Annotated in this window: 10 protein-coding genes; 4 read left to right on the top strand and 6 right to left on the bottom strand. The window is 42.3% G+C overall.

Annotated features, from left to right (window positions below; translation table 11 throughout):
• The first annotated feature begins 113 nt into the window (after positions 1–113).
• The 4 genes from LK453_RS08500 to LK453_RS08485 all read left to right on the top strand — a co-directional run bounded on the left by LK453_RS08500 (position 114) and on the right by LK453_RS08485 (position 4,316).
• Positions 114–1,130 (top strand): ABC transporter substrate-binding protein, encoded by a 1,017-nt coding sequence (locus LK453_RS08500; protein WP_144295775.1) that lies wholly within the window; start codon positions 114–116, stop codon positions 1,128–1,130.
• Between the two features lie 75 nt (positions 1,131–1,205).
• Positions 1,206–2,234 carry an ABC transporter substrate-binding protein gene (locus LK453_RS08495; RefSeq protein WP_007395345.1) on the top strand — a complete coding sequence of 343 codons (1,029 nt, stop codon included), beginning with the start codon at positions 1,206–1,208 and terminating at the stop codon, positions 2,232–2,234.
• A 336-nt stretch (positions 2,235–2,570) separates the two neighbouring features.
• Complete coding sequence (locus LK453_RS08490) at positions 2,571–3,467, top strand: ABC transporter permease (RefSeq protein WP_201535180.1); 897 nt, start codon at positions 2,571–2,573, stop codon at positions 3,465–3,467.
• 54 nt (positions 3,468–3,521) lie between these two features.
• Entirely contained in the window at positions 3,522–4,316 is a 795-nt protein-coding gene (locus tag LK453_RS08485) for an ABC transporter ATP-binding protein (protein ID WP_007395348.1), read from the top strand.
• A 231-nt stretch (positions 4,317–4,547) separates the two neighbouring features.
• Here the strand turns inward: LK453_RS08485 and LK453_RS08480 are convergent, their stop codons facing one another.
• From LK453_RS08480 to LK453_RS08455, 6 genes are all read right to left on the bottom strand, one after another.
• Complete coding sequence (locus LK453_RS08480) at positions 4,548–5,120, bottom strand: DUF302 domain-containing protein (RefSeq protein ID WP_227674342.1); 573 nt, start codon at positions 5,118–5,120, stop codon at positions 4,548–4,550.
• A 150-nt stretch (positions 5,121–5,270) separates the two neighbouring features.
• Positions 5,271–6,539, bottom strand: coding sequence for a saccharopine dehydrogenase family protein (locus LK453_RS08475; protein ID WP_201535182.1), 1,269 nt, complete (start codon positions 6,537–6,539; stop codon positions 5,271–5,273).
• 423 nt (positions 6,540–6,962) lie between these two features.
• On the bottom strand, positions 6,963–8,096 hold the full coding sequence (gene nspC, locus LK453_RS08470) for a carboxynorspermidine decarboxylase (protein WP_201535184.1): 1,134 nt from the start codon (positions 8,094–8,096) through the stop codon (positions 6,963–6,965).
• A gap of 114 nt (positions 8,097–8,210) precedes the next feature.
• A complete protein-coding gene (locus LK453_RS08465; RefSeq protein ID WP_201535187.1) occupies positions 8,211–8,744 on the bottom strand; it encodes a septum formation family protein in 534 nt (177 codons plus the stop codon).
• 138 nt (positions 8,745–8,882) lie between these two features.
• Positions 8,883–10,127 carry a vWA domain-containing protein gene (locus LK453_RS08460; protein WP_201535191.1) on the bottom strand — a complete coding sequence of 415 codons (1,245 nt, stop codon included), beginning with the start codon at positions 10,125–10,127 and terminating at the stop codon, positions 8,883–8,885.
• A 94-nt stretch (positions 10,128–10,221) separates the two neighbouring features.
• The gene (locus tag LK453_RS08455) at positions 10,222–11,097 is read right to left on the bottom strand and encodes an AAA family ATPase (protein ID WP_201535194.1); all 876 of its coding nucleotides are present in this window, start codon (positions 11,095–11,097) and stop codon (positions 10,222–10,224) included.
• Positions 11,098–11,586 lie beyond the last annotated feature (489 nt).

The raw sequence follows: 11,586 nt of genomic DNA, 5'->3' as shown, positions 1-11,586 counted from the left end.
ATTAAATGGACTATCAAATGCAAAAGCAGTCAAACTCTCTCTCGTTCATGACCTCTGTAAAGCCAGTTTCAATCTTCAACTCTACTGTGAAGAATAAATCAGTCTGGCGCAGCATGATGGCGATGACTCTTGGGGTTGGCTTAGCGACGTTAAGTGGCTGTACTGATAAGCCCGCTCCTGAAACAGATTCAAACGCTGCAACCACCAAAGAAGCGAAAACTGTGGCCATTACTCAGATTGTCGAGCACCCCTCGCTAGATGAAATTCGCCGCGGTATTATCGAAGAGCTTGCAGCCAATGATTATGTTGAAGGCAAAAATTTAACGGTTAACTTCCAAAGTGCGCAAGGCAATACGGCGACAGCAGGACAAATTGCTAAGCAATTCGCTGGAGATATGCCTGATGCTATCATCGCTATTTCCACACCTTCTGCACAAACTATCGCCGCCTCGACCACCACTATTCCTATTATCTATACTGCTATCTCAGACCCTGTGGCAGCCAAACTGATAAATGAAAACAATATTCCGACTCAGGCCAACATCACAGGTTTGTCGAGCCAACTACCTATCGAACCACCGTTAGACCTAATCCAAAAGATTGTGCCAAACGCCAAGACCATTGGTTATGTCTATAGCCCAGGTGAAGCAAATTCAGTCACAGTATTAAAGCAGTTGCAACAAGCAGCGCCTGCTCGTGGTCTAAAAATATTAGAAGTGACTGCCAACCGCCCTACCGATGTGGCGATGGCGACGCGTAGTTTGCAAGGTCGCGCTGATGTTATTTACACCTCTTTAGACAATAACGTTATCAGTGCTTTTGAAGCCATGGCCAGTGCCGCTAACGAAATGAAGATTCCGGTTATTACCTCGGATGAATTCAGTGTACGCCGCGGGGCAACAGCAGCACTTGGTGTTAATGATTATGACTTTGGCCGAGTCACAGGCAAGATGGTATACCGTGTTTTAAATGGCGAAGCTATTACTGATATTAAACCTGAAATTATGAACAAGCTGACACTATATGTCAGTCCAAAGCATGCCAAACAGCAAGGCATTACCCTGGATTCTTCTGTTATAGCCGATGGCATTAATGTGGATGAAACCAAGCCAAGCAATGCGGCGAAATAAACAATAGCTTAAAAAGCTCACACCCCTTATAGACGGAAATTTGTAAGGGGGTACTACTTCCCAGGAGATTGACCGATGTACACTAAAAATCGCTTTATGAAGACCCTAATGTGGGGCGGCGTTGCAGCAGCAGTTTTAACTGGCTGTAATCAACCCAGTACTGAAGATAAGACAGCAGGTAATAACGCTGCAGATGCGCCAGCTGCAACCGATGTGAAACAAGTTGCCATTACAGCGATTGTTGAGCACCCTGCTTTAGATGCGGTCCGCCAAGGCGTGATCGAAGAGCTTGCCGCTGAAGGTTATGAAGAAGGTAAAAACTTAAAGATTAACTTCCAAAGTGCACAAGGCAACACTGCTACCGCCGGTCAGATTGCGAAGCAATTCGTCGGTGATAATCCAGACGTTATAGTTGCTATCGCCACGCCTTCTGCTCAGTCAGTGGCCGCGGCTACCAACTCAATTCCTATCGTATTTTCGGCAGTGACTGATCCTGTAGAAGCCAAGCTACTAAAAAGCTGGGATGGGTCAGGAACCAACGTTACTGGTGCCTCTGATGCTCTACCTTATGAGCCACAGATTGATTTGATGAAACAAATTATCCCAAGTCTTAAGAATGTGGGTTATGTCTATAGTCCTGGTGAGGTTAACTCAACCATCGTTTTAAAGAACTTACAAGATAAATTACAACCTATGGGCATCACTGTTCATTCTGCTCCAGCCCAGAAGAGTAATGACATTGCTATGGCAGCGCGTAGTATTGCTGACAAAGTGGATGTTATTTACACCTCTACAGACAACAACGTTGTGTCAGCCTATGAATCTTTATATCAAGTGGCTAAAGAAAGCAAAGTACCTTTAATTGCTTCAGACACAGGTTCTGTAGAACGTGGTGCCGTCGCAGCATTAGGTGTGAACTATCATGATTTAGGCCGCGAAACTGGCAAAATTGTGGTTAAAATCCTAAAAGGCGAAAAACCAGGTACGATCCCTGTTTATAAAGCGGAATCTTTAGACTTATATCTCAGCAAGAGTCATGCTGCGGAACAAGGTATTACCTTACCACAAGCCTTGTTGTCAAAAGCCAAAGAAGTTCAAGACTAACTCAGTATCTGATGACTTATTGGAGGTTGTTTCTAAGCGACTCAGCCTCTAACTTTTAATAAGACAAATAAAAGGCACATGATTAGAGTCATGTGCTTTTTAGATTGTTCACATTTTAGTATATTTGCTAGAATAAATTATTTTTTATGACTGCTGCTAATTTATTAAGTTGTGGTCAACCGATATTGGTGGGTGCTATGCTACCGGTTGTTAATTTTCGCAATCATAATGCTCATTGGTTTACCCTAAGCGCAGATTGTCTAATCTGTTAAATAAACTTTGGTGGCCTGCCATGCGAAGCAGTCTGCCGAACCCTAAGCGGTGTCTAAATCTCTTATGTCTCTCATTGCTTTTTTCGGTGCCCTTGAAAGTGGTCTTATTTATGCCTTAGTGGCTTTAGGCGTACTTATCTCATTTCGAATTCTTGATTTTCCAGACTTAACGGCTGATGGAAGTTTCCCGTTGGGCGGCGCTATTGCTGGCATCTCTATTGTCTCTGGCATTGACCCTTGGATTGCTTGTGGCTTAGGCATGTTAGCAGGTGCGGTAGCAGGTATGGTTACTGCGTTTTTACATGTGAAGTTGGGTATTTTGCAGCTGTTGGCCAGTATTTTGGTGATGGTGGCTTTATATTCAGTTAACTTACGTATTATGGGTGCTCCAAACTTACCTTTATTGGGTGAAAATACTGTATTTAGTAACTTAGTTACCAATGAGAATGGCTACTGGATGCGCTGCGTTATCATTGGTGGCGTGGTATTGATTGCCAAATTAGTACTAGACCTATTCTTCAGTACTGAATCAGGACTCTCGATGCGTGCGACGGGCTCGAACTTACGCATGGCACAAGCACAGGGCATTAACACTTCTTGGATGACCATTATTGGTATGGCAATCTCTAATGCTTTGGTCGCTTTGGGAGGCGCACTGTTTGTTCAAACCCAAGGTGGTGCTGATATTTCAATTGGTATCGGAACCATTGTTATTGGTTTGGCCGCAGTTATTATTGGGGAAACCATTATCCCTGCCAAACGTATTTGGTTAATTACCTTTGCTGTGGTTATAGGTGCCATTATTTATAAGCTGTTTATTCAAGTGGCATTATCAAGTGATACCTTACGCAGTATCGGGTTTGGCTCACAAGACTTGAACTTAATTACCGCTTTATTGGTTGTGATTGCACTTCAATTACCGTCGATAAAGTCAAAGCTATTGTCAGGTCGTCGAACTTAGCCCCCTGTTTAACTGTTTTATTCAGACTTTCTGAACCAATAAGGATATCGCCCTATGATGCAAGCCAACGACCTTAGGTTAACCTTTAACCGAGGCACTCCCATCGAAAACCCTGCACTGCGAGGCATTAGCTTAAATATTGCTGAAGGCGAATTTGTGACCGTAATCGGTACCAATGGCGCGGGTAAATCGACTTTTTTAAACGCAGTAAGCGGCACCACCCGTGTTGACAGTGGGTCAATTTTATTAAACGGCATTGATGTTACCAAGAAGACAGCACACCAAAGAGCACACTGGGTGGCCCGTGTTTTCCAAGACCCCATGGCAGGGACTTGTGAGGCATTAACCATTGAAGAAAACTTGGCTCTGGCTTATAAGCGTGGCACCAGACGCGGATTAAGCTTTGCTCTGAACAATAAAAACCGGGACCTGTTTCGTGAAAAGCTGTCTATTTTGAAACTAGGCCTAGAGAATCGTCTTACCGATAGGATGGGACTGCTATCCGGTGGTCAACGTCAAGCGGTTAGTCTATTAATGGCCTCATTACAGCCTTCAAAAATCTTATTACTTGATGAACATACCGCCGCACTAGATCCAAAAACAGCCGCTTTCGTATTAGAGCTGACCGACAAGATTGTCACTGATAACAATCTAACGACGATGATGGTTACCCACTCTATGCAGCAAGCTCTGACTCACGGTGACCGTACGGTGATGTTACACCAAGGCCAAGTGGTATTAGACGTTTCAGGTGATACACGCAAAGGCATGACCGTACATGACTTACTTGAAATGTTTGAAACGACCCGTGGTGAAAAAGTGGAAGATGACAGTTTGATTCTAAGTTGATCTTATTCTGCTAGAAGCGGATAAGTTAAACCGTAGACCCAATTATTAACAACAAAGAAGCCTTTCACTTAGTGAGAGGCTTTTTTTAACCCGTAATGGCACCCTGCCCTGTTAATTTTAGCTTATAGTTTATGTTTAGTAAGCTGTATTTAGAGCCTCATATTTAACCGGTTTTATTGAATCTGGCTAATATTTATTAGTCTCTATTTAACCCCCTGAATCTCACAACCTCTATTCAGTAACCGTCTTAGTAATTAGCTTTTCAGCCCCAACCAACGTATTTTCCACATCACTATAATTAATACCGCTATTTTCGATCAACGCCTCTGTTGTATTAAACATCACCAGTACCCTGCCGTCGACTTCAGTCACTAAAACTTTAAGAGGCAGCTGTAAAGCAAAGCTTGGGTCTTTTTTCATTAAAGGCGTGCCTGCTTTTGGGTTACCAAAAATAAGAAGCGTTGCAGGCTGCATTGATAAGCCGGCTTGTTGAGCAGCTGCAGCATGGTCTATTTTAGAAAACACCGTCATATTCTTGCTAGTTATGGCATTTTCAAGACGCGTCACTGTCTCATTAAAACTGTGTTTACTTTTTAGAGTTTTGGTTTTCGCTACCTGTGAGAGAGAAGCCTGGGTTGTTTCAACTTCATGAGTCGCATCATTCGATGCTGTGTCTGGATTATACAGGCCACTACTTTGACAACCACTTAAGATCAAGCCACTCAATATCAAGCTACTTAATACCCATTTTGTTGATAATACTGCTAATAAAGCAGAAGCCATCGAATTGATTTTATGGTTCATAACATACTCATCCTTGTTGGTTTTATTATTTGTCACTCCCACAGCTTCACATAAATAGCCCTTCACTTCAAATTTGTGTCATAAAAAAGAGGACTTAGATTAACTAAGTCCTCTTCTAATAAGATCATGTATGGCTTGAGTAAACGGTAATTAAATCTCAAACTCTAAAGGACGATCGCCTTTATCATCTTGGATACGGGTTGGTAAACCGATGTTGTTAAGCAGATTAATGAATGGCTTCACATCCAACTCTTCAACGTTTGCCATATGGCCCACATCCCACTCACCGGTAGCCACAAGCATAGCAGCAGCGACAGGTGGTACACCTGCTGTGTAAGAAATACCTTGGCTACCTACTTCATTGTAAGCTTCTTTGTGATCAGACACGTTGTAGATGAAGATTTCAGTATCTACGCCATTCACTTCACCCTTCACTTTGTCACCGATACAGGTTTTACCTGTGTAGTTTGGCGCCAGTGAGCTTGGGTCTGGAAGCACTGCTTTCACCACTTTTAGGGGTACCACTTCTTGACCTTCAGCAGTCACCACTGGCTGCTCAGACAATAGACCTAAGTTTTGAAGCACAGTGAATACGTTGATGTAATGATCACCAAAGCCCATCCAGAAACGAATATTAGGCACATCTAAGTTGGCTGATAATGAATGGATTTCATCATGACCACTTAAGTAACTGTTTTGCTCGCCCACTACGGGAAGATCATCGGTGCGCTTTACTTCAAACATTTTGTTTGATTGCCACTGGCTGTTCTGCCAAGAGTAAACCGTACCGGTAAACTCACGGAAGTTAATCTCTGGATCAAAGTTAGTGGCAAAGTATTTACCATGGCTACCGGCATTGATATCGATAATATCAATATCCGTAACCGAACCCTTATCCATCATATCGTAAGCGGCACGTGCGTAAGCATTAACCACACCTGGATCAAAACCTGCGCCTAAGATGGCCGTAATGTTATTTTGTTCACAGCGCTCTTTACGCTTCCATTCATAGTTGCCATACCAAGGCGGCGTTTCACAAATTTTACGTGGGTCTTCGTGAATCGCCGTATCAATATAAGCTGCACCAGTATTAATACAAGCTTCAAGTACCGTCATGTTAACGAAAGCTGAACCAACGTTGATAACGATCTGAGTGCCTGTCTCTTTAATTAGCTCAGCAACAGCGGCAGAATCCATAGCGTCCACTGCATGAGTGTGTAGAACTGCAGGCTGTTTAAAGCTGCCTTTCTCTTCCACGCTAGCGGCAATAGCATCACACTTTTCTTTGGTGCGCGAGGCGATATGTAGCTCACCCAACACATCGTTATGCATCGCACATTTATGAGCAACAACTTGGGCCACGCCACCAGCACCTATGATTAGGACGTTGCGTTTAGGGGTTTGAGCATTAGTAGTCAATCTGGAAATCCTCCTTAGTGGGTCAATTTAATTAAAAGATAATTGACACCGTGAGTGTTGTGCGTGAATTAAAAAGGAAGAATTGGGAAAACCCACGCACCCGAAATAAAATAAAATCAGTCATACAATTTTTTAGCCTCTAAACATGTGTCAAAAGTACACAAAAGCCTAGAAACTAAAAACCGAGCATTATAATGTCAAATGGACAATTATGCGACCGTAATTTGTGCTATTTACGGTGACCTCATAAAAGAAAATCATCGCAAACAGCCAAAAGTTAATACTGCTTTAAACAAAAGATTAGCGACTATCATGCCATGTCTATCTGCTATTAGGGGAAATAAAGCCAATTCATTTGCTAAACCAACGTCAAATAACTACTTTGGATGTTATTTCCTTAGCGTTCAATTATGACACTACCATTTAAGACAGACTTGATTTAAAGTCTTCATAACCAAAGGTTTTTTGTACTTTAAGCTCACCTTGTTCATCACAAATAACGATAGATGGCATAGCCACGCCATTAAACCAGTTCTTTTTGACCATGGTGTAGCCTGCCGCATTACCAAAGGCCACTTTATCACCTATACTTAGTGGCTTCTCAAGCGCATATTCACCAAAGATATCGCCTGCCAAACAAGATTTGCCATAGATAATGGTACTGTCATCGGTCTGCTGCGATGTCATATGGCACGATTGTTCATTAATTTGCACCAAAGGCGCCGTCTCACGATAAATCAAAAGATCCAACATGTGCGCTTCAATAGACGCATCCACTACAGCTAGAGGCTTGCCGTTGTGCAGCGTATCTAACACAGTCGTTACCAACTTAGCCGCATCATGAATACACGCTTCGCCTGGCTCAAGATAAATCTGAACCCCATATTTCTCACTAAAGCCTTTTAATCTTGCTGCCAATCTCTCTAATGGGTAATCGGGCGCAATAAAGTGAATGCCACCACCTAAGCTGACCCACTCTAGCTGATAAAACAGCTCACCAAACTTAGTCTCGATATCTTCCAAGCTTGCACTGAACGCTTCAAAGCTGTCATTTTCGCAGTTGTTATGAATCATAACCCCAGTAATGTCTTTAATGACCGGCTTAATCTTATCGATATCGTGCTCACCTAGACGGCTAAAGGGACGCGCTGGGTCAGCAATAATAAACGAAGAGTTACTGGTCTTCGGATTAATACGTAACCCAACAGGGACATCTTGTGCTTTGGCTTTGTCTTTGAAAGCATGTAACTGATTGAATGAGTTAAAAATAATCTTATCGGCGTAGGTCAATACTTCGTCGATTTCATCCGCACCATAAGCCACGCTATAGGCATGTATCTCACCACCAAACTCTTCTTTACCCAGTCTCACTTCATTTAAAGAAGATGAGGTTGTGCCGTGTAAATATGGCTTCATCTCATCAAACACACCCCAAGTTGCAAAGCACTTAAGTGCCAATAAAGCTTTCGCCCCTGATAACTCACAAAGGCGCTGGACGATTTCTAAATTTTGCTTTAAGGCAGCCACATCAATTTGATAGTAAGGGGTCTTTAGCATGTCTTCTTCCAAAAAATTAAAAGCAGGGATAAGGGGTATTTATTGAATCTATATATATAGAGACGAGGACGGATAATTCCAACCCAGCAGATGTTTATTTGTTATGGACTATGATTATTTATTAATGCCTTTTAAAGAAAAGTCTAGCTTTTCGGCATCGGGGTGAAAGGCATAACATACGGCTTCTTTATGTCCTTGCTCCCAGCTTTGAGTAGTTGGCAACAAAACTGACATTTCATAGAATGAGTCTTTATAAGACTTACCGACATAGCCCTTAAACTTGTCTTCACACACATCTAACATGTCCTCGAAGAACTGCTCCGTCTCAAGGTGCGACTTAGACTCTTCGGGCAATTGATGAATATAGTACACCTCATTATCATGTGAAGCTTTACAAGACAAAGATTCCATCGCAATATTGGTAATGGTCGCATTACTGACTGCAGTCTCTGGATTTTCCTCGATAGCAGTCTCATCAGGAATGGCATCATTGAAGCACATCCCCACGAATAACTCCTTTGTTTCTGGCTGTGCCACTTTGTTGCTCTCTTCTGCTTTGCTGCAGCCTATCATTAGGGTCGATATCATCAATGCCATCGCCGCTACTGAAGCAGATACTTTTCCTTTGTCTAAATAAGACTTTATCAATTTATTTCTTTCCTTTTATTTACAGCCCAATTATTTATATACCAGTTATTTACATGACAGACAGATATTCGAATTTGAGTTTTTATCAATAACTATTTAAATATTCATTATCTAAGCCATTAACGATTAATCGCTCCGCTATCTGGCTAAATACGCTGTCATTTCTTCAACCCCATGTAAGGTCATCGGATACATATGCCCCTCCATCAGCTTTTGAATTTCGCCAATGGTGTGCGTATATTGCCAGTAGGCTTGGTCCTCTGGATTCAACCACGCTACCTTATCGAAATGCGCAAGCATTCTTTTTAGCCAAACCACGCCAGCCTCTGCATTCATGTACTCGACACTACCACCGACTGAAAAAAGCTCATAAGGAGACATTGACGCATCGCCGACGAAGATAACCCGATATTCACGCCCATATTTTTGTAGTAATTCCATAGTTGGCGTGCGTTCAGCATGACGACGCTGATTGTTTTTCCACACGTAGTCATAGAGACAATTGTGAAAATAATAGAACTCAAGGGTTTTAAACTCATTTTTTGCCGCTGAGAACAGCTTCTCTAACGCCTCAATATGCATATCCATACTGCCGCCCACATCGAACAACATAAGTACTTTAACTCGGTTGCGGCGTTCAGGCTGCATATGTATGTCTAATACCCCTTTCTGGGCCGTACGCTTGATGGTCTCTTTAATATCGAGTTCATCAGCACTGCCGGTACGGGCAAATTGGCGTAAATTGCGTAATGCCATTTGCAGCTGGCGCGTACCCAGCTGTTTGTCATCATCCAAGTCGCGGTATTTGCGCTGTTCCCATACTTTAACCGCACTACGTTTACGCGATTCACCGCCGACGCGAACCCCTTCAGGATGATCGCCATAGGCTCCAAAAGGTGAACTACCCCCGGTGCCTACCCATTTACTGCCGCCTTGATGACGCTCTTTTTGCTCTTTAAGACGTTCTTCCAACGCCTTCATAAGCTCTTCAAGCGAACCATATTTCTTTAGTAAACGGCGTTGCTCTTCGGTCAAGTTTTTGGGATCAAGCTTTAAGTCTAGCCATTCTTTAGGGATATCGGTGAGCTTAGACATCAACTCATCAATATCTAAACTGTCCACCCCATCGAAATAGTCGGCCATAGCACGGTCAAATTTATCAAAGTGACGCTCATCTTTAACCATGCATAGTTTAATCAGCCGATACATATCATCACGGCTAGCGAAGTACCACAGCTCTTTATCTTCAGGAAACTGTTTAGAAAGTTCGGGGTGTGGCTGACGCATTAATCCCTTATCAAGTGCAGCATTCAAGTCTAGTAGCTCGCGCGTACTGACTGGCACTCCATAAGTACGTAAGGTATAAAACAGTTTTACAAACATATCAGCCTAGCCCTTCGGTTTATTACACCCAATCTTGGTTAATCTCACTCTGATAATATGAGCTCTTATTTAACGTCTTTAATATTGCTTTAACTTAACGTCTCATCATGTTAGCAAAGCGCTGCAACAAGGTAATGTCCGCTTCATTCTTAAGCAGTGCGCCGTACAATGGTGGAATAGACTTCTCACCGCGTAGGTTTTCCTCTAATTCTTGCTGTGCCATATCATCCGCTAATAATAGCGTTAACCAGTCCACTAGCTCTGAGGTTGAAGGTGGCTTCTTTAAACCCTGAACATTACGCAGCTTATAGAAGATATCTAACGCATCATTGACCAGTTTTTGCTGAATATTAGGGAAATGCACATCGACGATTTGACGCATGGTCTGCTCATCAGGGAAGTCGATGTAATGGAAGAAACAACGGCGTAAGAAGGCGTCAGGCAGTTCTTTTTCGTTGTTTGAAGTAATAATAACTACTGGACGTTTGTCCGCAACAACGGTCTCGCCGGTCTCATAAACATAAAACGACATTTTATCCAGTTCATGCAGCAAATCGTTCGGAAACTCAATATCTGCCTTATCAATCTCATCGATCAATAGCACACTGCGCTGCTCTGAGGTGAACGCTTCCCATAATTTACCTGGCTTGATGTAGTTATTAATGTCATAGACCTTATCATCGCCAAGCTGTGAATCACGTAAACGGGACACCGCATCATACTCGTATAAACCCTGCTCAGCTTTAGTCGTTGATTTAATATGCCAAGTAATCAGTGGCATTCCTAAACTCTGTGCCACTTCTTCGGCCAATAAAGTCTTACCGGTTCCAGGCTCACCTTTGATCAACAATGGCTTTTGTAAAGTAATGGCCGCATTGACCGCCAACTGTAAGTCATCAGTGGCAATATAGCTTTGAGTACCGGTAAATTCTTTGGGTGTATTTTGAACATCATTAGTGGACTGCGTCATAGTTATTATCTCGTTAAATTTAAGGGCTATGGATTAAGAGAATGCTAGTTGATTACAGAGCGGGGCTAAAAATTGGTTGGTTTTAGTCATGATTTTAACCCCTTAAAAAGTGGTAAAAACAAAAAACCGGAAGGATGAAGGAGTGTATGGTATCTATTATGAGCGGTATTTTATTAAAAGCATTAAGTTATCAAAGACATCAAGTTGGTCTAGCTAAGCAGTTAACCATAGCAATTCATGATTGAAGTTACGAGTCAGATGCCTATATTCATAATTCATATCTAATTCAAATATCTATATTTTTCAGCGAGTATTTGTTAGTCCGCATTGTCTAACCAGTTACGTCTAATCATTTAGAGCTATCAGACGACTGTAACTCAGGAAATTCCAGTCAAACCGCTATAACTCAAGCCATTTCGGCCAACAATGCCTTTGATTATTGACCGTTATTGAATTTTTTATTGCCCTTTATTTACTGCGATTTAAAAG

Source organism: Psychrobacter sanguinis, from assembly GCF_020736705.1.
In the GTDB taxonomy this organism is placed as follows: domain Bacteria; phylum Pseudomonadota; class Gammaproteobacteria; order Pseudomonadales; family Moraxellaceae; genus Psychrobacter; species Psychrobacter sanguinis.
This window is presented reverse-complemented; position numbering and strand designations above follow the sequence as displayed.

Coding starts and splice junctions, on each gene's coding strand:
- LK453_RS08480 (WP_227674342.1), bottom strand. CDS start 5,120: ATGAACCATAAAATCAATTCGATGGCTTCTGCTTTATTAGCAGTATTA.
- LK453_RS08455 (WP_201535194.1), bottom strand. CDS start 11,097: ATGACGCAGTCCACTAATGATGTTCAAAATACACCCAAAGAATTTACC.
- LK453_RS08500 (WP_144295775.1), top strand. CDS start 114: ATGATGGCGATGACTCTTGGGGTTGGCTTAGCGACGTTAAGTGGCTGT.
- LK453_RS08485 (WP_007395348.1), top strand. CDS start 3,522: ATGATGCAAGCCAACGACCTTAGGTTAACCTTTAACCGAGGCACTCCC.
- LK453_RS08495 (WP_007395345.1), top strand. CDS start 1,206: ATGTACACTAAAAATCGCTTTATGAAGACCCTAATGTGGGGCGGCGTT.
- LK453_RS08460 (WP_201535191.1), bottom strand. CDS start 10,127: ATGTTTGTAAAACTGTTTTATACCTTACGTACTTATGGAGTGCCAGTC.
- LK453_RS08490 (WP_201535180.1), top strand. CDS start 2,571: ATGTCTCTCATTGCTTTTTTCGGTGCCCTTGAAAGTGGTCTTATTTAT.
- nspC (WP_201535184.1), bottom strand. CDS start 8,096: ATGCTAAAGACCCCTTACTATCAAATTGATGTGGCTGCCTTAAAGCAA.